The sequence below is a fragment of the Castellaniella sp. FW104-7C03 genome (genome assembly GCF_040276085.1).
GTDB lineage: Bacteria > Pseudomonadota > Gammaproteobacteria > Burkholderiales > Burkholderiaceae_B > Castellaniella.
Window position 1 is genome coordinate 47,339 of the sequence record NZ_JBELOK010000001.1, and the last position, 21,066, is coordinate 68,404.

The window sequence follows — 21,066 nt, forward strand, 5'->3', positions numbered from 1 at the left end:
ACAGCGTATGATAACGCACCAAACTGTGCCCTAACCGCTTATCACTTGATAGGCAAGGCCTCGCAACCCGCTATACTGCAACTCGATTTTACCGTTGCGCTTGCCCGTGGCGGCTCACCTCCCACTCCTTTGAGGTCTGCGATTGAACAAAGGCTTTTACATGGTCATGGCTGCACAGGCGCTGTCGTCTGTGGCCGACAACGCCTTGCTGATCGCAGCCATCGGCCTGATTGCCGATCTCAGCGGCCCCGACTGGATGGCGCCGATGATGAAGTGGTGGTTTGCGCTGGCCTACGTCGTGCTGGCCGCGTTTGTGGGGGCCTTTGCGGATTCTTTCCCCAAAGGCCGGGTTATGTTTGCCACCAATGCCCTCAAAACCTGCGGCTGCCTGCTGATGTTCAGCTATGGGGCCTTTGGGCTGGATCACGGCCACCAGCTGGCGCTTATTTTTACGGCCTACACTATTGTGGGCATAGGCGCTGCCGCGTACTCGCCGGCCAAATACGGCATCGTCACCGAAATGCTGCCGCCCGAGCTCCTGGTCAAGGGCAACAGCTGGATCGAAGGCCTGACTGTCTTGTCAGTGATTGTGGGTACCGTGCTGGGCGGCATACTGATCAGCCCCGCCGTCTCCCAATGGCTGATGTCCGTCAGCTGGGTCAGCGCCCTGGCCAGTAACACGGCTCAGTGCGCGATTCTGATTATCGGGGTGGTGTATGTGGCTGCTGCCATCTGCAATTTGTTGATTCCCGACACTCACGCATACTACCCCCGCCAAGAGAAACATCCGGCCGCCCTGGTGCGTAATTTTGTTACCTACGTACGCGTTTTGTGGTCCGACAAACTCGGGCAAATCTCCCTGGCCGTCACCACCCTGTTCTGGGGTGCGGGCGCCACCTTACAATTCATCGTCATCGAATGGGGCGCCCAGCATCTGGGTTACCGCCTGGACCAGGCCTCCGTGCTGATGGGGGTTGCCGCGTTCGGTACGGTTATTGGCGCGGTGGTGGCGGGCCGTGTGCCCTTGCGCCGCGCATTATCCGTGCTGCCCGTGGGTGTAGTCATGGGCCTGGTGGTGCTGATGATGCCGCTGGTATACGCCCCGTTTGCCGTATATGCCCTGTTATTGCTGATTGGGGCGCTGTCGGGCTATTTTGTGGTGCCCATGAACGCACTGCTGCAGCATCGCGGCCATGTGCTGCTGTCTGCGGGGCATTCTATCGCTGTACAAAATTTCAACGAACAACTGAATATCCTGTTGATGCTGGCGGTATACAGCCTGATGCTTTGGCTGGGCCTGCCCATCAACGGCATTATTGCCCTGTTTGGAATATTGGTGGCCTGCCTGATGCTGGTGTTTATCCGCTGGAACAACCTGAACCACAAGGCCAACCCCCAGCTGGAACAAATGATTGGCCAAACCGAACACGGGACAGCGCTGCGTTAAACGCCGGCCGACTGCTGGTTTACTGCTGTACGCAAGGCCAGCAAATCGTGCCAGGCCTCTGCCTTGAGCGCCGACCGCACCAGCAAAGACGCGGGCTGATGCATCACCCACACCGGGATGGACTGGCCCTCGAGGCCAAGCATATGCGGCTTTCCACGCAAGCTATCCAAAGGGGCCTGTGTAGACAACACTGCTTGCGCAGCCATCCGCCCCAGAGCCAGAATCCATCGCGGCTTTAATAGCGCAATCTCGCGCTGCAGATACGGCACGCATGCGGCCACCTCGGCCGGCGCGGGCTCGGCCCCGCCAGGGGCCCTGCACTTCACGACATAGGTTTGATACACAGAATGCGCATCAGGCAGCTGTACCGCTGCCAGCATTGCGGCCAACAGGCGCCCCGAATCCCCCTGAAATGGCTTGCCGGAGATTTCGTCATCCAGGCTGGGTTGCTCGGCCACAATCAGATAGTGGGGCCTCTCGGCGCCGGCACCCGGCACTGCCCGCAGACGCTGCAGGTGACGCGGACACCGCTGGCAAGCCGTCACGAGGTTGGCCAACTGGGCAAGGTCAGCCTCGGGCAATACAACATCCAGGACGGGTATCGCAGTGGGCGCAGCCTCGGGCGATGGGACGCGCGATTGGCGGCCAGGCACTTTCAGATCGGCTGCCAGCGTTTGCAGGGAATCGGTGGCTGCCTGGACCAAAGATTCTGCCTGGGTATCCGGCAGCGTATCCAGGGGATTGACGGCAGAACCGCGGACCACTTGAGTGGCCAAGGGAGCAGCAGTATCCGCGACGCCCGACGGGGCAGTTGCAGATACGGTTGGGTGCGCACCTGGCACCTGCACATCCAGCCAATGCAAATCAACACCGATTTCGGCCAGCCAGGCAGCCTGGGCGGGATGAACCAGCGGTTTCATGCGGACGTCTCTTGGCATGTGAGGGTCATGATCCAGGCGTCCTCGCGGGCACCCTGGCCGGCCGGGTAATAGCCTCGGCGCAACCCCACCTGCTGAAACCCGTGTTTTTGGTAAAACCCGATGGCGGACGTGTTGCTGGGGCGCACCTCGAGTGTCAGGGCAGGCAGGCCTGCCTGCCGGCAATGCGCCAGGCAATAGCGTAAAAGTTCTGTCCCTACACCCCGGCGCTGACCATCAGGCCGCACGCCGATCACAAGCAAATGGGCCATATCAGGGGTGTCCATCACCAGTGCAAACCCCAGCATGGCACCCAGACGACGCACCACCCAGCCTCGATAGCCGGCTTGCAGACCGTCCAGAAAATTTTGTTTGGTCCAGGGAAAGGACTGCACCTGACGCTCGATGGATGCGACTTCGTCGACATCGGAGAGGCTCATGTCATGCACCGACCACTGCGTAGCATCTGTGGCCGGATTGCCCCCAAGGCCCTGGGTGCGCTCTTGTGTGGTGTAGGCCACTTTGTCGCGCACATAGGCGGGGGCGGCCATCGAGGCGTCCAGCCCCTGACCCGCCTGCCATGCGCGCGCAGCCAACCGGGCAATAGTGGAGGCATGTGCCCAGACCTTGTCGGATGCCGCGTCAGGCGCAACCTGGGCGCCCATCTGGCGGGACTCTTCGGCCAAGCCGGGAAACACGGCCAGCGCATCTCCGTGCACCGTCCAGCCGCCACCTGCCTGCATGGCCCAGCCGGCAGACTCAGCTCCCATCCAGGCCGCAACATCAGCGCGTGCAATAAGAGCCGGTGCCTGCAAGGTGAGCCAATCGGGGTCTTGCCACTGATAGGCAGCGACATAGAGTTCGTTCATGCGGGCATCCTGCATCACCAGATGCACGCCGGCGGGGTTCTCCGAGGCCTGCTGCATGGCGATAGCACACAGGGAATCGACCGGCAGAACAGGGATATCCAAAGCCACCGCCAGGCCTTGTGCCACACCACAGGCCACCCGCAGGCCTGTAAACCCGCCTGGGCCCTGGCCAAACGCAACCGCAGACAGTTGCGCCCGGGCCAAATTGGCTTGGTCGAGCAAAGACTGCGCCAAGGGCAGGATGCGCTCGGCGTGGTCTTGACGACCGGCATGCTGGGCCGCGCGCAAACTGACGCGTCCGTCGATTTGCGAGAGCAAGGCAACGCTACACTGGTTGCCGGAGGTTTCGAACGCTAGAATATGAAAATTGTCCATGGCTGCATCATTTTACTGGAGACCACAGCACCGTCGCACCCAACCCTGCCAACTTTGGCTGGCCTGCCATCCAGATCACAACTAAACGCATCTTATGTAATTTCTTGTGATAAGCACTGGTGCGGCCGCCGTCACCCTGTTACATTTTCCCCATGAACACTCATAACCAGACTCTAACCCGCAAGATCCTGATCGTTGATGACGATCCGCGCTTGCGCGACCTGTTGCGGCGTTATCTGTCCGAGCAGGGTTTCAACGTGTACGTTGCCGAAGACGCCAAAGACATGGCCAAGCTCTGGCAACGAGAGCACTTCGACCTCCTGGTGCTCGATCTCATGCTGCCCGGCGAAGACGGCTTGTCCATCTGTCGGCGTTTGCGGGGCAACCACGACAACACCCCCATCATCATACTCACCGCCAAGGCCGAAGAAATCGACCGCATCGTGGGCCTCGAGATGGGTGCCGACGACTACCTCACCAAACCCTTTAACCCGCGCGAGCTTCTCGCCCGCGTCAACGCCATTTTGCGCCGGCGCGGCACCGAAGAACATCCCGGGGCACCCAGCCAGGAAAACGAATCCGTCGAGTTCGGGCCCTACATCCTTAATCTGTCCACCCGCACACTCACCAAAGATGGCGATTCCGTGCCCATCACCACGGGCGAGTTCTCCGTGCTCAAGGTATTTGCCCGTCACCCCAAGGTTCCGCTCTCCCGTGACAAACTCATGGAGCTGGCCCGTGGACGCGAATACGAAGCCTTCGACCGCAGCCTCGACGTGCAAATCTCCCGCCTGCGCAAGCTGATTGAACCTAATCCATCCAAGCCCGTCTTCATCCAGACCGTCTGGGGTCTGGGTTATGTATTCGTGCCCGATGGCGGCCAATAACCCCTGATCGGCATGCCGGCCAGTGGCCGGCATGCCCTGCTTCCTCATGACGCTTGTCAAACGGCTGCGGCATTCTCTGTTGCCCAGGCTGCGCCTGGGCCTCTTTACGCGTTCATTTCTGCTGATCGCCCTACTGATCCTGATCAGTCTGGGCGCCTGGTTGCAGGTGGTGTTCAACATCGAAGAAGGCCCGCGTGCCATGCAGCTGGCCCAGCGGATTTCCACCACCGTCAGCATTACGCGCTCAGCGCTGGTGTACGCGCCCCAAAAAGTGCGCCCAGCCTTGCTGCTTGATCTTGCCACCCAGGAAAGCCTGCGGGTACAACCGCGCGAATCCACCGATGTGCTCGAACCCCTGCCGCACAACACTTACTGGGACAACGTTTCCAGCGGGATTCGCAGCCGCCTGGGGTCACAAACAGCCATCATGTGGGCAGTCAATCAGGTGCCGGGCATCTGGATCAGCTTTCACATCGACGACCAACTGTACTGGCTGGTGTTCGACCGCGATCAGTTGCGCCTGACCACGGGCCGGGAGTGGCTGGGCTGGGTAGCCGCATCCCTGATGCTGGCCCTGCTGGGGGCAGCGATCAGTGTGCGCTTCATCAACCACCCCTTGTCACGGCTGGCCAAAGTTGCGCGCGAACTCGCCCGCGGCCAGACACCCACTCCCCTGCCCGAAAAAGGCCCCATCGAGATCCGCGATCTGAACATCGCCTTTAACCGGATGGCCCGGGATCTCCGTCAGAACGAGGCTGATCGCGAAATCATGCTGGCTGGCATCTCGCACGACCTGCGCACGCCCCTGGCGCGGATTCGGCTTGAAATCGAGATGAGCCACATGAGCGACGAGGCACGGCAGGCCATCGACGATGACCTCGCACAGATCAATCACAGTATCGGCCAGTTGATGGAATACGCCCGGCCCGCCGGGCAAGTGCCTGAAACCGGCATAGACGTCTCCCGGGTACTGCAGGATCTCACCGAGCGCGAGCGCTCACACACCGAATCCCTGGGTGGCGAGCTCAAATCCAGCATCGACCCCGGCCTGCAGGCACGCATCAGCGCCAACGACCTCAAACGCATCGTCAGCAACCTGATCGAGAACGCCCGGCGCTACGGCCACAGCCCCAGCGACGACCGCCCGCACATCACCGTACGGGCCTATCAGAACGGCAACCTGCTGCGCATCGAAGTCCAGGATCGCGGCGTCGGCATCCCGCACGCCGAAGTCCAGCGGCTGCTCCGGCCCTTTGCTCGCGGTGAAACCGCCCGCACTGGCGTCAGTGGCGCCGGCCTTGGCCTGTCGATTGTCGAGCGCCTGCTGGGACAGGTGGGCGGCAAATTCGAACTCATCTCGCAACCCTCACAGGGGTTGCTTGCACGGATCGAAATCCCCAAGATCAAGGCCCGGCCGGCCGACAAATCTGTAGCGTAGAATGAAGGGGCGGCCCGTTTGGCCGTCCATCACTCAGGAGCCCCGATGAAAACCATAGGCGACAAGCTCGAGGCCTTCCGCGTCACCGGTGTCAAACCCGGTTTTAATCAGTACGAGGAAAACGGCGTTTCTGCCTTCGAGGACATCACCGAATCTTCCTTTCCAGGTAAATGGAAAGTGATTTATTTTTACCCCAAGGACTTCACCCTGGTTTGCCCCACCGAAATCGTCGGCTTCAATGCACTGGCCGATGCCTTCGAAGAACGCGAAGCCATTCTGATGGGGGGATCCACCGACAACGAGTACGTGAAGCTTGCCTGGCGGCGAGAAAACCCCGAGCTCAGCAAGCTCAATCACTATCAATTCAGCGACACTGCCGGCGCCCTGATCGACCAGCTCGGCATCCGCGAAAAAACCGAGGGCGTGGCCCTGCGGGCCACTTTTATTGCGGATCCCGACAACATCATCCAGCATGTATCAGTGAACAACTTCAACGTTGGGCGCAGCCCCGAAGAAACCCTGCGCATCCTGGATGCTTTGCTTACCGAAGGCCTGTGCGCCTGCAACCGCCCAATCGGCGGCAGCACCCTTTAACAAGTAGCGGCCTCAGGCCGGTATCCGGGCCAGCAAGGCAACTGCGCTGGCAGCAATGCCTTCGCTGCGGCCCAGATATCCCAGGCCCTCGTTGGTCTTGGCCTTGATATTCACATCTGCCGCATTCACGCCGGTTTCCTGTGCGATGCACGCCACCATGGCAGGCGCATGAGGCCCAATCTTCGGGGCCTGGGCATGCACAGTGGCATCGATATTCACCACCTGCCAGCCCTTTTCGCGTGCCAGGCGCACAGCCTCACGCAAAAACAGACGGCTATCAGCGCCACTCCAGCGGGGATCACGATCTGAGAAATGCCGCCCGATATCTCCCAGGCCAGCCGCACCCAAAATAGCGTCGGTGACGGCATGCAACAACACATCCGCATCCGAATGGCCTGCCAGGCCAAGCGGATAGGGAATGGTTACCCCACCAATCACCAGTGGCCGATCGGGCACCAAAGCGTGCAGATCGTGGCCCTGGCCTACTCGAAACGGACATTGGGCTGTCATGGGATCTCCGAAGCCTGTGTGCCCGCCTGCCCGCGCAGGCAGGACTCGAACCAATCAAAGTCCTCCGGCCAGGTGAGCTTATCGTTTAAACGGTTGCCCGGCACCAGCAGCGGCTGCTGACCCTGATGCTCTATGGCTGAGGCCTCATCGGTGATGTAGCCTAGCCCCGCACACGCCTGCAGGGCCGCCTGCAGCTCTGCCGCCCTGAACATCTGCGGCGTTTGGGCCAGCCACAGGTGCTCGCGCGCCACGGTATCACATACCTGCGCAGGCGCCTCGGGTGCGGCACGCTTGACGGTGTCGGCCACGGGGCGGGCCAACAAGCCCCCACGGCCCGCTTGCAGGCAGGTGTCAATCAGGCGCGCCAGGTCGTCGGGTGCCAGGCCAGGGCGTGCGGCATCGTGCACCAGCACCCAGGCATCGGCCGGCAAGCCGGCATCCTGCAGTGCCGCCAGCACAGTGGCCGAGCGTGTCGGCCCGCCGCACGGTCGCCAGACCACACCAGAGAGGCCATCCAGGGCCCGTGCAACATAGGGATCGCCCGGCGCAACGGCAACCCGCACCTGGGCAATCTGCGGGTTGGCCAGCAAGGCCAGCACCGAGCGGCGCAGCATGGGAACGCCCCCCAGCAGGCGATACTGCTTGGGCAGGCCTTCAGGGCCGGCGGCGCGGGCACCGACACCGGCTGCCGGCACAATGGCAATCAAATGAGGATTCATGACAGGCGATTTTAGCCGAGCAGGCCAGAGAACAGGACATCACGGCCTGCGCCTGGCCCACCATGGCCCTGTGCTGGCAGCAGAGTCGCACGGTTGCGGCTGAATCTTTATACTGTGAGCCTTACACGACCCTTCGCTGGCATGCCTGCACACACGCTGCGCAGCGCCACACGCCAGCCCCGACGGCATACCCCCGCCTGGTGCCCTTACCGCTCTTCATGCAAGATCTTTCTGCTCTCTCGCCCTTTCCTTTGATGGCTACGCTGGACACCATCGAGTCCAGCCTGAAACCCGGCCAACGGTATGTCACGGCGCGCCCTCCTGGCTCCGGCGATGCGCTGTGGCTGGCTGCGCTCAGCCACCGGCTACATCGCCCGCTGGCGGCATTTTGCGCCGACCCCCTGGCTGCACAACGCCTGGCAGAGGAGATTGCACTCTTTGATCCAGACCTGCGGGTACGCTTCATGCCCGACTGGGAAACCCTGCCCTACGACAGCTTTTCTCCGCACCAGGATCTGATCTCCGAGCGCCTGCGCACGCTGCACGCACTGGGCCAGGGCCAAGTGGATGTGCTGGTGGTACCGGTCACCACAGCGCTGGTGCGCCTAGCACCCCCCGAGTTTCTGGCAGCCTATACGTTTCAGTTTCGCCAAGGCGACACCCTGGATGAGGACAAGTTGCGGGCACAGCTCACGCTGGCCAATTACAGCCATGTCACCCAGGTAAGCGCTCCAGGCGAATTCTGCATCCGCGGCGGGCTGATCGACCTGTTTCCGATGGGGTCTGCACTGCCCTACCGCATCGATCTGTTTGATCGTGAAGTCGAATCCATCCGCAGTTTCGATATCGACACCCAGCGCAGCCTGTACCCGGTGCATGAGATCGAGCTCTTGCCCGGGCGCGAGTTTCCGATGGATGAAGCCGCCCGCAACCGTTTCCGGGCCAGGTTCCGGGAGATTTTTGAGGGCGACCCCTCTCGCGCCCTGCCCTACAAAGACATCGGTAACGGCATTGCGTTTGCAGGGGTGGAGTACTACCTGCCACTATTTTTCGAACAGACGGCCACCCTGTTTGACTATCTGCCCGAAGACACGCTGGCTCTCACTCTGGGGGATGCCCCGGCAGCCATCCAGCACTTTACGCAAGACGCGCATAATCGCTGGCAGTTTTTAAAATCCGATCCAGAGCGTCCGGTATTACCGCTGGAGACGCTGTTCCTGGACGACGAAGCGTTTCATGTGCGCTTGCGCGAGATGGCACGGCTGGCGCTGGTAAACAACCAGACACATACAGATTTTGCCCCCTGCCCTGTGGTGGCCATCAACCGCCGGGCCGAGGATCCCCTGGCCGGTTTGCGCCAGCACGTGCAATCGTCAGGGCTGCGCACCGTGCTATGTGTGGATTCTGCGGGCCGGCGGGAAACCTTATCCGAGTTGCTGACCGATTACCAACTGCCCCCTGACGCAACCTTTGACACCTGGCAGGATTTTCTCGACAGCGATGTCCGCTTTTCCGTCATCGTCGCACCCCTGAGCGGCGGCTTTCTGATGCCCCCCGCGGGCCTGGCGATACTGACAGAAAACGACCTCTATCCCGCACAGGCATCCAGGCCCGCCCGCAGCCGGCGTCGACGATTTGAGCAGCACAGCAATATCGACGCCATGGTGCGCGATCTGGCCGAGCTGCACATTGGCGACCCGGTGGTACACGTACAGCACGGGATCGGCCGCTACCGGGGATTGGTCAGCATGGATCTGGGTGACGGCCCACTGGAGCTGCTGCACCTGGAGTATGCGCACGATGCCACCCTGTATGTGCCGGTATCGCAGCTGCACCTGATTGCGCGCTATAGCGGCGCCGACCCCGATCAGGCGCCCCTGCACCCGCTGGGCTCCGGCCAATGGGAGAAAACCCGCCGCAAAGCGGCACGGCAGGCACGGGATACCGCCGCCGAACTGCTGGCCCTGTATGCCAGCCGCGCAGCGCGCGAGGGCCTGAAATTTCAGTTTCCCACGCGCGACTATCAGGCCTTTGTCGAAGGATTCGGGTTTGAGGAAACCCCCGACCAGGCTGCGGCCATCACCGCCGTCATCGAGGACATGACCTCAGGCCGGCCCATGGATCGTCTGGTGTGCGGCGACGTGGGCTTTGGCAAAACCGAAGTCGCACTGCGTGCGGCCTTTCTGGCAGTGATGAACGGCCGGCAAGTGGTCTTGCTGTGCCCCACCACCCTGCTGGCCGAACAGCACGCACAGAATTTTGCCACACGCTTTGCCGACTGGCCTGTACGGATTGCCGAGCTATCCCGATTTCGTACCGGCAAGGAAACCAGCAAGGCCATCGCCGGCCTGGCCGACGGGTCTGTTGATATTGTGATCGGCACCCACAAGGTGCTGTCCAAAGAGGTGCGCTACAAGCACCTGGGGCTGGCCATCATCGATGAGGAACACCGCTTTGGCGTGCGCCAGAAAGAAGCCCTCAAGGCCTTGCGCGCCGAGGTGGACGTCCTGACGCTCACGGCCACCCCCATCCCGCGCACGCTGGGTATGTCGCTGGAAGGCATCCGCGATTTTTCGGTGATTGCCACGGCGCCACAAAAACGCCTGGCCATCAAGACATTTGTCCGGCGCGAAGACGGCAGCACCATCCGCGAAGCCATTTTGCGCGAGTTGAAGCGTGGCGGCCAGGTGTACTTCTTGCACAACGAGGTAGAAACCATCGGCAACCGCCGCGCCAGGCTTGAGGAGCTGGTGCCCGAAGCGCGCATCGCGGTGGCCCACGGCCAGATGGGCGAACGCGAGCTTGAAGAGGTGATGAAAGGCTTTTACCAGCAACGCAGCAACGTGCTGCTGTGCACCACCATCATCGAAACCGGCATCGACATCCCATCGGCCAACACCATCATCATCCACCGCGCCGACAAGCTGGGCCTGGCCCAGCTGCACCAGTTGCGCGGCCGCGTGGGGCGGTCCCACCACCAGGCGTACGCGTATCTGCTGACACCCGGCGAGGACGCCATCACCAGCAACGCCAAAAAGCGTCTCGAGGCGATTCAGTCGATGGAAGAACTGGGATCAGGCTTTTTCCTGGCCATGCACGACCTGGAGATTCGCGGCAGCGGCGAGGTGCTGGGCGAATCGCAATCCGGCAATATCCAGGAAATTGGCTACAGCCTGTACAACGACATGCTGGCAGCGGCCGTACGGGCGTTGAAATCCGGCGAAGAACCCGATCTGGACGCGCCGTTTGGTTCGCAATGCGAGATCAACCTGCACGGGCCGGCCCTGCTGCCTTCGGATTACTGCGCCGATGTGCAGGCCCGTCTGGGCTTTTACAAGCGCCTGGCCCACGCGGCTGATGCCGATACTTTGACGCTCATCCAGGAAGAACTGATCGACCGCTACGGCAAGCTGCCTGATGCCGGCCACACGCTATTGTCACTGCACCGCCTGCGCCTGCTGGCCGAATCCCTGGGCATCGTCAAGATCGATGCCGGCGATACCCAGGCATCGATCCATTTTTCGGCCCAACCCAAGGTAGAACCCATCCGTGTGATCGAGCTTGTACAGCAGGATCGCCAGGTAAAGCTGAATGGACCGGATAAGCTGAAGATTACCTTTGGCGGCAGTGTGGACGTGCCTGGCCGGGTACAAAAACTGCGCGGCCTGCTGCAACGCCTGGGCGGCGCTTAAAAAGCCGCCATTACACGCCCCACCCTGACCCCTGTCGCCCCAAACGCCGATGGCACCCAGGCTTTCGGCCAAGGTGCCATCGGCGTTTGGGGCGTGAAGACGATCAGCTACCGTACATCATGTGTGGCAGCACCATCACGATATCCGGGAAGACGGTAAAGATCGCCGCTGCCAGGATGAGCATGACGAAGAAGGGGAACGCGGCCTTGGAAATAAACACGATGTCGCGGCCAGTCATGCCCTGCAGCACAAACAGGTTAAGCCCCACGGGCGGTGTCAGCTGCCCCATCTCGACGACCAGCACCAGATACACGCCAAACCAGATGGTGTCGATGCCAGCTGCCTGCACAGCAGGCAGCAGTACCGCCGTGGTAAGCACCACGATGGAGATGCCATCCAGAAAGCACCCCATGATGATGAAGAACACGGTAAGCACCGCCAGGAATGTATACGTGCTGAGCTGCATGCCGGTGATCCAGCCAGCGATCGTAGCGGGCAGCCCCGAATAACCCATGGCAAGCGTCAGAAACGCAGACCCGGCCAGGATGAACGCAATCATCGATGAGGACAGGGTGGCTGCAATCAGCCCTTCCTTGAAGGACTGCCAGGTCAGATCGCCAAACCACCAGCTCATGGCAAGTGCCAGCACCACACCCACTGCGGCGGAATCAGTAGGGCTGGCAAGGCCCAGATAGATAGACCCCACGACACCGGCGATCAGTAGGACAACCGGGAGCAACCTGCGCGACGCCTGGAATTTTTGGAGCAGCGTGGTGGGGGGATCTTTAGGCGGCGTTTTTGCACGCCCTGTGAGTGACTGCAGCGCCACATAGCTCATGTAGAGGGCAATCACCATCAGCCCTGGCAGCACGCCAGCGATAAACAGCCGCGCGATGGACTGCTCGGCCGCCACACCGTAAACAATCATGATAATGGAGGGCGGAATCAGCAGCCCAAGGGTGGCAGACCCTGCCACAGTGCCCAGCACCAGGCGCTCGTCGTAGCCACGGGCTTTAAGCTCGGGTACGGCCACCTTGGCTACCGTGGCACAGGTGGCCGCCGATGAGCCGCTGACGGCGGCAAAGATGCCGGAGGCCAGGATGCCGACGTGTCCCAAGCCGCCGGGAACGGAACGCATCCAGGGGGCAAGCCCCGTGAACAGATCCTTGGACATCCGCGACCGAAACAGGATTTCACCCATCCAGATGAAGAGCGGCAGAGCCGCGAGCGACCATTCGGTGGAGGAGGTCCAGATGTTGGTACCCAGCACATCTGCAATCGGCGCACTGGAGAACAACACCACACCCACCAGCCCAGTGACAAACAGGGCAATCGAAATCCAGAGCCCAATAGCCAGGCTGCCAAACAGCACAAGCAGCAATATAAGTGACATGAAGGAGGCGGACATCAGGTGGCTTCCTCGGCATGGTTATCAGTGGCAAGTGCGTCGCTGCGTCCGCGGCGCAACACTTCGCAAAGCGTATCGATCGCGGCGATCGTAAAGACCAGGGCGCCAACGCACATGACCAGTTGCGGTATCCAGAGTGGTTCACGCAGCAACCCCGTACCGCGATCACCCCATTGATAGGATTGAAAAGCGAGTTGCCCCAGACCGTAGGTAAATAGTGCGCCCACGACGCTGGCGACCAGCGTGATGATTGTCAAGGTGGTGCGCTGCAGCAGGGGTGGCAGCCGAACTTCAAGTAGGGTGACCCGGATGTGGGCGGCCTGGCGTAATCCCAGGCCTAGCGACAGAAAGGTGGCAAATGCCAGGCCATAGCCGGAGAGGGCCGTGTAGGAGGGGATCAGCAATCCAAAGCTGACCCCAAACAGCCGCGTGGTGGTGTAATCGAAGATGTTGAGTACCACCTGACCAAACACCACCACGACGATACCCACAAGTGACGCGGCCGCCAGCAGGCCGGCCACTTGATAGAGCGTATCCAGTGATTTACGCATCATTGGGCATCATGGTAGGCCTTGAGCACCGTTTCGCCCATCTGACCTGCTTGCTTACTCCACTCGGCGGCCATCTGGGCGCCAATCTTGTGCAATGAGTTGTTCAAGGCATCACTGCCGTCGCTGACGTGCATGCCGTGATCAGCCAGCACCTGTTTTTTAGCCTGGTGGTCGGCTTCGGCCATTTCCCAGCCTCGGGTTTCGGCTTTGGCGGCAGCATCCAGGATGGCTTTTTGTTCGCCTGCAGGCAGCGCGTCAAATATCTTTTGGTTGACGACCACGACATTCTTGGGCAAATACGCCTTTACGTCATAGAAATACTTGAGGTAATCCCAGGCTTTGGAGTCTACGCCCGTGGACGTGGCTGTCAGCATGGCGTTAACCCGCCCGGTGGTGAAGGCTTGTGCCAGATCCGGAACCTCAACCTGAGCAGGCACCGCATTGACCAATTGCGCCAGGCGAGCCAGCTGTGAGTTATAGACGCGGAATTTGAGGCCGTTCAGGTCTTCGATCTTCTCGATGGGGCGGTCTGCATACAGCCCTTGGGGCGGCCAGGCCACCGAATAGAGCACCTTCAAGCCTTGCTTGCCAAGCTCTTTTTCAAGTTCGGGCTTGGATGCGGCATAGAGCTTACGGGCATCCTTAAACGACGTAGCCACGAAAGGCACGGAATCCAAGGCGTAGATGGGATTTTCGTTAGACAGGATGGAGATGAAAAATTCTCCTATCTGGATTTGGCGCGAGCGTACTGCATTTTTGATTTCGGGGTGCTTGATGAGCGACCCCGCGGAGTGCACCTTGATCTCCAGCTTGCCATCGGTGGCGGCCTGGATGTCCTGGACAAACTGCAATACGTTTTTTGTGTGAAAGTTGGACTCAGGGTAGGGAGTGGCCATCTGCCACGTCTCGGCCTGTGCGCCTACGCTTGCCAGTGTGATCGCCAGCCCTGCCGCGATTGTCTTGAATGCTGCCATGGTCTCCCCCGGAGTTTTGAATAAAAATACAAGGAATCGTCTGTTTGACTACTAAATTGATAATACTATCAATAATTTTTAGATGGCTAACTTTTATTGCTGAATTAGCGGAAACCCTAATAAAAATCTCTTGTACGTACTTTAACTATCACGATATATGGTCACTACTCCCATACCAGAACACACATTAGAGTTATAGTATCGATATTGTTATTGATAGTTTTATATTTTACTGAGGAGGATGCCATGTCAATACACCACGCCATCCTGGTCGAAGGCAACAGCCTGCGTTTCAAGGAGGGCTTCTTCGGGTTCTCCACCACGGTGCTTGTTCTGGTAGATGGCTATGGGCCTGTTTTGTTCGATACGGGTCATCACCTCACGCGCCTCATGCTGCTCTCTGGGCTCAAGCAGCACGGCCTGACACCTGCCGATATCCGCATGGTATTCCTTTCACACCTGCATTTCGACCACGCAAACAACGTAGACCTATTCCCACAGGCAGACATCTACCTGGGCGCCGAAGAGTGGTCTTACGCCCGCAAACCTGCCGATGAAGATCCTTTCTGCAGCACCGGGATGAACCACTACCTGCAAGACCAGCCACTGCATTTACTTGACCAGCCAGAAGGCGAACTGCTTCCCGGCCTGTTTTACCGGCATGCCCCCGGGCATACACCCGGCAGTTACCTGCTGCACTACACGGCAGACGATGGCCGACGGGTAGTACTGGCGGGCGATGCCTGCAAAACCTACCGAGAACTGGCGGGCGGCCATTCGGCCAGCGAGTTTGATCCACACACGCGTTCGGCCCAGACGCTTGCCTGGATTGCCGACAACGCCGATGTCGTTGTGCCGGGACATTTTCCAGAGCTGCGCCGCACACCTGCCGGCTGGATGTGGGACGAACCGATGCGCCTGGAGTTGATTGTGCGATGAGCTCCCAACCAACCCGCAATGCCTCCGTCGCCGAGATCGTGGAGATTCTGGAGGCGGATATTATTTTTGGGCGCCTGCGCCCAAACCAGGAACTCACCGAAGACACGCTGATGGATCGCTTCGATGCCAAGCGCCACGTCGTGCGATCCGTCATCCAAGAGCTTATGGGCCGGCGCATTGTGGTCAAACCACGATCAAAATCCGCTCGAGTCAAGGACTTCGCGCGCAAAGAAGTGGACGAGATCTATCACATGCGCGAGCTGCTGCAGCGCGATGCAGCCATGATCATGCCCTTGCCTGCAGACGCGAATGCTTTAGCGGCGCTCAAGGAGACGCATGTCAAACATGCAGCAGCTGTGTCGGTAGAAGCCGATGTCAGCCTGATCCATCAATTGAATGATGAGTTCCACGATCAGCTGTTTGCCTTAAGTTGCAACCACGAGCTGTGCAAGGCGATTGCTTTCTATACCGAGGTCTCGAATCCCATCCGTTCGTACGGCATTGTGGAGCCGGCATGGCTGCAACAGGCTGTACACGAGCATGCGGCGATGATCCGCGCTGTCGAACGGCAAGACCGGACCGCACTGGCTCACCTGGTGGTCGATCATATGCAGCCGACGCGGCGGCGTTGGGAAGTGCTGCACACCGACAGAATGCCGCTGCATGCGGACGTGTAACAGGAGAGAGCTGCGTGGAAGAAGTCGATTGCATTGTCATTGGCGCTGGTGTCGTGGGGCTGGCGGTTGCACGGGCGTGCGCACTTGCAGGGCACGAAACCATCGTCCTGGAAGCCGAATCAGCCATTGGCACGGGCACCAGTTCGCGCAATAGCGAAGTCATCCATCGGGGGATCTACTACCCACCGGGTTCACTCAAGGCGCGGCTCTGCATCCAGGGGCACAAGGCGCTCTATGCCTATTGCGAAACACACGGTGTACCCCACTGGCGCTGCGGCAAACTCATCGTTGCAACCGACGACCAGCAACTGCCCTCCCTCAAGGCACTGGCTGCCAACGCAAAGGCTAGCGGTGTGGACGACTTGCAATGGTTGACGGCTCCCCAGGCGCAGGCACAAGAGCCGGCATTACAGTGCGTGGCTGCACTCCATTCACCCTCCACGGGGATTGTGGATAGCCATGGCCTGATGCAGGCATTGCAGGGTGATCTGGAAGCCGCTGGCGGCATGCTGGCCTTGTGCTCACCGGTAGTGTCCGGATCAGCAGATGGCAAAGAAGGCGTCGTCTTGCAGGTGGGCGGCACACAGCCCATGGAGATCCGCGCCCGATGGCTGATCAATGCCGCAGGTTTGCAGGCAACGGCAATCTCTGCCAAGCTGGCAGGCATCCCCGCTGACACCATCCCCAGGCTCAAGCTGGCCAAGGGCAACTACTATGCACTCTCGGTTGCCTCACCCTTTTCGCACCTGATCTATCCGGTGCCGGTAAAAGGCGGCCTCGGCGTGCACCTCACCCTGGATCTGGGCCGGCGTGCGCGCTTTGGCCCAGATGTGCAGTGGGTGGACGATATCGCCTACGATGTAGACCCGGCACGCGCCGATAGCTTTTATACCTCGATCCGTCAGTACTGGCCACAACTGCCCGACGGGACCCTGCATGCTGATTATGCAGGCGTACGCCCCAAGCTGGCGCACGCTGGCCCCGGGGACACCGATTTCATCATTCAGGACGCGCGGGTGCATGGGGTAAACGGGCTCGTTAATCTGTACGGCATTGAGTCACCCGGCCTCACCGCAGCGCTGGCCATTGCCGATGAAGTTGTACTGCGGTTGACATGATCCAGCCGCCAGTCTGGTGCACATCATCAACTTGACTGCTTTCCACCTCAAAATAGAAAATGGTCTTTCTCATTTGAATTGATAATTATTCTCGTTTAGAATTCGTAGCAAATGAGAATGAGTTTCATGATCTTTATCAATTGGGAGAGGATATCTTGGATCTGCACGCTGAACACTCAAGCAGCAAAATGAAAGTGACAGGCGGCCTGGCAACCGCGCTGGCGACGCCGTCACTGTTGCTACTGGCCACACCGGCTTCTGGTCAAACCACCGAGCCCACACAGCTGACGCCGATCCAGGTGGAGGGTACCCGTCCTGCTCCCTTCAACGTGAAGCACTCGGCATCCGACAAATTTACCGCACCGGTTCTGGACACAGCCAAATCACTACAGATCATCCCGCAAGAGTTGATTCAGAGCCAGGCCGCCAGCACCCTGACAGACGTGCTGCGCAACTCGCCGGGCATCACTTTTGGCGCAGGCGAAGGCGGAAACCCCTTGGGGGATCGCCCATTTATTCGCGGCTACGATGCGCAGTCCAGCACATTTATCGATGGCATGCGCGACATCGGCGCCACCTCGCGGGAAGTGTTCAACCTGGAACAGGTTGAAGTAATCAAAGGGGCCGATGGCGCCTACGCCGGCCGTGGCGGTGCGGGCGGCAGCATCAACCTGATCAGCAAAACAGCCAAGCTGCGCGACTTTACCGATATATCGGCCGGGTTTGGCACGGATCGCTATTTTCGCCAGACCGTGGACAGCAACTGGCAGCTTGGAGAGTCCTCTGCGTTTCGCTTGAACGCCATGAACCACAGCCAGGATGTGGCCGGGCGCGATACTGTGGATGCCAGCCGCTGGGGGGTGGCCCCCACGCTGTCGCTGGGCCTAGGCACGCCGACACGCCTGACACTGAGCTATTTTCACTTGGAAAGCGACGACACTCCGGACAGTGGCATGCCCTACACGATATCCAGCAAGGGATCCAATGATCCCAGCTTCCACCGCCGCCCGGTGGATGTGGATCGCGACAATTTCTATGGGCTGGACAGCGACTATCGCCGCACGCGCAATGACATGGGAACGCTGCTGATCGAGCACGACCTGGCTGACACCCTGACCGTACGCAACCAGACCCGCTACACGCGCGGCACCCAACGCTACGTCGTAACGCAACCAGACGACAGCAAGGGCTACGTCAACAATGGCATGGTCTGGCGCCGTGCCAACACCCGCGACAGCCGCGTGAGCACCTGGGCCAACCAGACCGAACTGCTGGGCGAGTTTCGCACCGGCAGCCTGAAGCACCGTTTTCTCACTGGTATTGAGTTCTCGGTGGAAGACGGGCGCAAGGACAGTCTGGATGTAGATCGCGACAACAGCGACAAGATCAAGTGCAAGGGCGGTATTGGAGCAGGCTCTGCTTACCATTGCACCAGCCTGTATACCCCTACTCCAGGCGATCCCTGGGTCAACACCGGCAGCGGTGGGCCTCTGGGCGAGATCACCTACTCGCGCACGCTGACCAAATCGTTGTACGGCTTTGACACCATCGAATGGAACAAGCACTGGCAAACCACGCTGGGCCTGCGCCTGGACGACTACACCACCCGGGTAGACCCCACCGGAGGAAACCGTATTGATCGCCACGACACCCTGCTGAACTACCAACTGGGCCTGGTATACAAGCCTGCGCCCAATGGCAGCATATATGCCTCATACGGCACGTCGTCCACCCCGGCAGGCGCCGGACTGAACGAAGGCAGCGGCAACAGCCTTGTACCAGGCAGGCGCGTTCCGATCAACGCGGCCGACACCGCCCCAGAGAAAAACCGCACGATGGAGTTTGGCACCAAATGGGACGTGTTGGATGGACGTCTGGGCCTGACGGCGGCAGTGTTCAGGGTTGAAACCACCAATGCGCGGGTTACCGACGCCAATGGCCTGTACACCATGGCCGGCAAAAAGCATGTGGACGGGTTTGAACTGGGGTTTTCGGGCAATGTCACACCGCAATGGCAGGTATACGGCGGCTACACCTACCTGAAAAGCAAGATCGTGGATAACGGCAGCGCCAAGGGCAGCCAGGATTACGCTGGCAACGCGTTTCCCAATACGCCGGAACACAGCTTCAGCCTCTGGAACACCTACGCCTTTACGCCCAAATTCAGCGCCGGGATGGGTGCCTATTACGTAGGCCAGCAGTACGGCAACGAAGCCAATACTATCAGCATCCCCTCCTACTGGCGCTTTGATGCCATGGCGGCATACCGCTTCAACAAGACGGTGGATCTGCAGATCAACATCAACAACCTGTTTGACAAAACCTACTATGACCAGGCCTACGCCAACCATTACGCCTCGATTGCCCCGGGACGCTCGGCCATGGCCACGCTGAACCTGCATTTCTGATGTGCAGCGACACATCGTTTGCCATGGCTGCACACGGCAGCCCACAAGCGGGCGCGCTGGACAGTCACACCATCAATCAAAGCGCGCCTCAGGCGCTGGCCAGGCAGATGGAACAACTGCTGGCCGGCCCGCCTGAGGCGGCAGCCGCCACACTCAAGGCAGCTGCACAAGGCGGGGTGGTGCAGGCACAGCTGGTATATGGGCAATGGCTGCTGGATGGCCACGGCGTCGTGCCAGACGCACCCCAGGCATACGAATGGTTTCGCCATGCCAGCCGCGAGGGCGAACCCATGGCACTGAACATGCTGGGCCAGTGCCATGCACACGGCTGGGGTGTACCGGTAAACCTGGTGATGGCTGCCTACTGGTTTCGCCTGGCCGCCTTGGGCGGGCTGGACTGGGGCATGTACAACTACGCCACGGCGCTGTCCCTGGGCCTGGGCACCGATATCGACCGCGATGCGGCGCTTACATGGTTTCGGCAGGCGGCAGCACTGGGCCACGCCAAATCCATGAATATGATTGGCAGCTTTTACGAGGACGGCTGGGTCGTAGCACAAAGCAGCCAGGATGCGCTGGTCTGGTACCGCCAGGCAGCGCAGGCGGGTGATTTTCGCGGACAGTTCAATCTGGCCCGGCTGCTGATGGCCAAGGGCCAGACACCCGCTGCGCTGCAGTGGCTGGCGCGCGTGCCCGAAACCGCAACCCCGGCCTTTATCCGCCAGGCCATCACCTGGTTACAGGATCATTTTCCTGACCTGCCCCTGCCGCAAAGCCTGGCGGCGGCCGCGACTGCAACCCTGGCCGCACCCTCATCATGCTGATCACCCTCCCCGACCTGCTGCCGGCCGAACAGGTACTTCAATGCCGTGAAATGCTGACCTCCGCCACCTGGATAGACGGACGAGCCAGCGCCGGGCACGTGGCCGCCCATGTAAAAGCCAACCGCCAGCTGGCGCAGGATGACCCTGTTGCCCTGCAGATTGGTGCGCTGATCACCCAGGCACTGCGCCAGCACCCAGTGTTTCAGTCGGCAGCGCTGCCAGCCCGGATTCTGCCTCCGCGATTTAACCGCTACGAAGGCGGTGAACACTACGGATTTCATATCGACAATTCGATTTTCAGATTACCCGCTGAAAATGCGAGCCAGGCTTTGGCCCCCTCTGCCTTGACGCCCAGGCTGCTGCGCTCGGATATTTCCACCACCGTATTTTTCAGCGATCCAGACGATTACGACGGCGGAGAGCTGATCATCCAGGACACCTATGGCGAGCAGCGCGTGAAGCTGCCGGCAGGCCAGGCGGTGGTGTATCCCGGCACCAGCCTGCATCAGGTAACCCCAGTTACCCGTGGGGTGCGCTATGCCGCGTTTTTCTGGACGCAAAGCCTGGTACGCGACGACACCCAACGCAGCCTCCTGCTGCAGCAGGATGTCGCCATCCAGCGATTGATCCGGGACGGCGCCAACCCGGAGATCATCAGCCAACTCACCGGGGTGTATCACAACCTCCTGCGTCAATGGGCAAACCCTTGAGCAGCAATT

At 60.3% G+C, this 21,066-nt stretch carries 18 protein-coding genes; 11 read left to right on the forward strand and 7 right to left on the reverse strand.

Annotated features, from left to right (window positions below; genetic code table 11):
- Positions 1-142: 142 nt before the first annotated feature.
- Positions 143-1,447 (forward strand): lysophospholipid transporter LplT, encoded by a 1,305-nt coding sequence (lplT, locus tag ABS758_RS00225; RefSeq protein ID WP_350379540.1) that lies wholly within the window; start codon positions 143-145, stop codon positions 1,445-1,447.
- Here lplT and ABS758_RS00230 read toward each other — a convergent pair.
- Together ABS758_RS00230 and tsaB are read right to left on the reverse strand one after the other, a co-directional pair.
- On the reverse strand, positions 1,444-2,367 hold the full coding sequence (locus ABS758_RS00230) for a uracil-DNA glycosylase (RefSeq protein WP_350379542.1): 924 nt from the start codon (positions 2,365-2,367) through the stop codon (positions 1,444-1,446). The two genes, lplT and ABS758_RS00230, sit on opposite strands and share 4 nt — an antisense overlap.
- A complete protein-coding gene (tsaB, locus tag ABS758_RS00235) occupies positions 2,364-3,608 on the reverse strand; it encodes a tRNA (adenosine(37)-N6)-threonylcarbamoyltransferase complex dimerization subunit type 1 TsaB (RefSeq protein WP_350379545.1) in 1,245 nt (414 codons plus the stop codon). The genes ABS758_RS00230 and tsaB overlap by 4 nt, the downstream gene beginning before the upstream one ends.
- A gap of 152 nt (positions 3,609-3,760) precedes the next feature.
- Here tsaB and ompR point away from each other — a divergent pair, with 152 nt between their 5' ends.
- Genes ompR through ABS758_RS00250 form a run of 3 tightly spaced genes read left to right on the forward strand, consistent with a single transcriptional unit; the run spans position 3,761 to position 6,527 of the window.
- On the forward strand, positions 3,761-4,495 hold the full coding sequence (ompR, locus tag ABS758_RS00240) for an osmolarity response regulator transcription factor OmpR (RefSeq protein WP_350379548.1): 735 nt from the start codon (positions 3,761-3,763) through the stop codon (positions 4,493-4,495).
- A gap of 46 nt (positions 4,496-4,541) precedes the next feature.
- Positions 4,542-5,933, forward strand: coding sequence for a sensor histidine kinase family protein (locus ABS758_RS00245; protein WP_350379551.1), 1,392 nt, complete (start codon positions 4,542-4,544; stop codon positions 5,931-5,933).
- 45 nt (positions 5,934-5,978) lie between these two features.
- Positions 5,979-6,527, forward strand: coding sequence for a peroxiredoxin (locus tag ABS758_RS00250; protein ID WP_350379553.1), 549 nt, complete (start codon positions 5,979-5,981; stop codon positions 6,525-6,527).
- Between the two features lie 12 nt (positions 6,528-6,539).
- On the opposite strand, the gene ispF is transcribed toward ABS758_RS00250, so the two are convergent.
- Together ispF and ABS758_RS00260 are read right to left on the reverse strand one after the other, a co-directional pair.
- Entirely contained in the window at positions 6,540-7,037 is a 498-nt protein-coding gene (ispF, locus tag ABS758_RS00255; RefSeq protein ID WP_350379555.1) for a 2-C-methyl-D-erythritol 2,4-cyclodiphosphate synthase, read from the reverse strand.
- On the reverse strand, positions 7,034-7,756 hold the full coding sequence (locus tag ABS758_RS00260) for an IspD/TarI family cytidylyltransferase (RefSeq protein ID WP_350379557.1): 723 nt from the start codon (positions 7,754-7,756) through the stop codon (positions 7,034-7,036). Before ABS758_RS00260 ends, ispF begins: the two co-directional genes overlap by 4 nt.
- Before the next feature lie 218 nt (positions 7,757-7,974).
- On the opposite strand from ABS758_RS00260, the gene mfd reads away from it, so the two are divergent.
- Positions 7,975-11,448 (forward strand): transcription-repair coupling factor, encoded by a 3,474-nt coding sequence (gene mfd / locus ABS758_RS00265; RefSeq protein WP_350379560.1) that lies wholly within the window; start codon positions 7,975-7,977, stop codon positions 11,446-11,448.
- Between the two features lie 103 nt (positions 11,449-11,551).
- On the opposite strand, the gene ABS758_RS00270 is transcribed toward mfd, so the two are convergent.
- From ABS758_RS00270 to ABS758_RS00280, 3 genes are read right to left on the reverse strand one after another with little or no spacing between them, the layout of a single operon-like run.
- Positions 11,552-12,856: a TRAP transporter large permease gene (locus tag ABS758_RS00270; protein WP_350379561.1), complete on the reverse strand. Its 1,305-nt coding sequence runs from the start codon at positions 12,854-12,856 to the stop codon at positions 11,552-11,554.
- Positions 12,856-13,410 carry a TRAP transporter small permease gene (locus ABS758_RS00275; RefSeq protein ID WP_350379563.1) on the reverse strand — a complete coding sequence of 185 codons (555 nt, stop codon included), beginning with the start codon at positions 13,408-13,410 and terminating at the stop codon, positions 12,856-12,858. The genes ABS758_RS00270 and ABS758_RS00275 overlap by 1 nt, the downstream gene beginning before the upstream one ends.
- On the reverse strand, positions 13,407-14,381 hold the full coding sequence (locus tag ABS758_RS00280) for a TRAP transporter substrate-binding protein (RefSeq protein ID WP_350379564.1): 975 nt from the start codon (positions 14,379-14,381) through the stop codon (positions 13,407-13,409). The genes ABS758_RS00275 and ABS758_RS00280 overlap by 4 nt, the downstream gene beginning before the upstream one ends.
- A gap of 246 nt (positions 14,382-14,627) precedes the next feature.
- Between ABS758_RS00280 and ABS758_RS00285 the strand changes: the two genes are divergently transcribed.
- The 6 genes from ABS758_RS00285 to ABS758_RS00310 all read left to right on the forward strand — a co-directional run bounded on the left by ABS758_RS00285 (position 14,628) and on the right by ABS758_RS00310 (position 21,057).
- Entirely contained in the window at positions 14,628-15,320 is a 693-nt protein-coding gene (locus ABS758_RS00285; protein WP_350379566.1) for an MBL fold metallo-hydrolase, read from the forward strand.
- Positions 15,317-15,997: a GntR family transcriptional regulator gene (locus ABS758_RS00290; RefSeq protein ID WP_350379569.1), complete on the forward strand. Its 681-nt coding sequence runs from the start codon at positions 15,317-15,319 to the stop codon at positions 15,995-15,997. Before ABS758_RS00285 ends, ABS758_RS00290 begins: the two co-directional genes overlap by 4 nt.
- A 14-nt stretch (positions 15,998-16,011) precedes the next feature.
- Positions 16,012-17,115: an NAD(P)/FAD-dependent oxidoreductase gene (locus tag ABS758_RS00295; RefSeq protein WP_350379572.1), complete on the forward strand. Its 1,104-nt coding sequence runs from the start codon at positions 16,012-16,014 to the stop codon at positions 17,113-17,115.
- A 188-nt stretch (positions 17,116-17,303) separates the two neighbouring features.
- Complete coding sequence (locus ABS758_RS00300; RefSeq protein WP_350379574.1) at positions 17,304-19,523, forward strand: TonB-dependent receptor; 2,220 nt, start codon at positions 17,304-17,306, stop codon at positions 19,521-19,523.
- Positions 19,524-19,630: 107 nt separating this feature from the next.
- Entirely contained in the window at positions 19,631-20,347 is a 717-nt protein-coding gene (locus ABS758_RS00305) for a tetratricopeptide repeat protein (RefSeq protein ID WP_350380194.1), read from the forward strand.
- A complete protein-coding gene (locus ABS758_RS00310) occupies positions 20,341-21,057 on the forward strand; it encodes a Fe2+-dependent dioxygenase (RefSeq protein ID WP_350379576.1) in 717 nt (238 codons plus the stop codon). The genes ABS758_RS00305 and ABS758_RS00310 overlap by 7 nt, the downstream gene beginning before the upstream one ends.
- Positions 21,058-21,066: the final 9 nt, after the last annotated feature.

Coding starts and splice junctions, on each gene's coding strand:
- mfd (WP_350379560.1), top strand. CDS start 7,975: ATGCAAGATCTTTCTGCTCTCTCGCCCTTTCCTTTGATGGCTACGCTG.
- ompR (WP_350379548.1), top strand. CDS start 3,761: ATGAACACTCATAACCAGACTCTAACCCGCAAGATCCTGATCGTTGAT.
- ABS758_RS00280 (WP_350379564.1), bottom strand. CDS start 14,381: ATGGCAGCATTCAAGACAATCGCGGCAGGGCTGGCGATCACACTGGCA.
- ABS758_RS00250 (WP_350379553.1), top strand. CDS start 5,979: ATGAAAACCATAGGCGACAAGCTCGAGGCCTTCCGCGTCACCGGTGTC.
- ABS758_RS00305 (WP_350380194.1), top strand. CDS start 19,631: ATGGAACAACTGCTGGCCGGCCCGCCTGAGGCGGCAGCCGCCACACTC.
- ABS758_RS00300 (WP_350379574.1), top strand. CDS start 17,304: ATGAAAGTGACAGGCGGCCTGGCAACCGCGCTGGCGACGCCGTCACTG.
- ABS758_RS00275 (WP_350379563.1), bottom strand. CDS start 13,410: ATGATGCGTAAATCACTGGATACGCTCTATCAAGTGGCCGGCCTGCTG.
- ABS758_RS00245 (WP_350379551.1), top strand. CDS start 4,542: ATGACGCTTGTCAAACGGCTGCGGCATTCTCTGTTGCCCAGGCTGCGC.
- ABS758_RS00260 (WP_350379557.1), bottom strand. CDS start 7,756: ATGAATCCTCATTTGATTGCCATTGTGCCGGCAGCCGGTGTCGGTGCC.
- ABS758_RS00285 (WP_350379566.1), top strand. CDS start 14,628: ATGTCAATACACCACGCCATCCTGGTCGAAGGCAACAGCCTGCGTTTC.
- ABS758_RS00310 (WP_350379576.1), top strand. CDS start 20,341: ATGCTGATCACCCTCCCCGACCTGCTGCCGGCCGAACAGGTACTTCAA.
- ABS758_RS00290 (WP_350379569.1), top strand. CDS start 15,317: ATGAGCTCCCAACCAACCCGCAATGCCTCCGTCGCCGAGATCGTGGAG.
- ABS758_RS00230 (WP_350379542.1), bottom strand. CDS start 2,367: ATGAAACCGCTGGTTCATCCCGCCCAGGCTGCCTGGCTGGCCGAAATC.
- ispF (WP_350379555.1), bottom strand. CDS start 7,037: ATGACAGCCCAATGTCCGTTTCGAGTAGGCCAGGGCCACGATCTGCAC.
- tsaB (WP_350379545.1), bottom strand. CDS start 3,608: ATGGACAATTTTCATATTCTAGCGTTCGAAACCTCCGGCAACCAGTGT.
- ABS758_RS00270 (WP_350379561.1), bottom strand. CDS start 12,856: ATGTCCGCCTCCTTCATGTCACTTATATTGCTGCTTGTGCTGTTTGGC.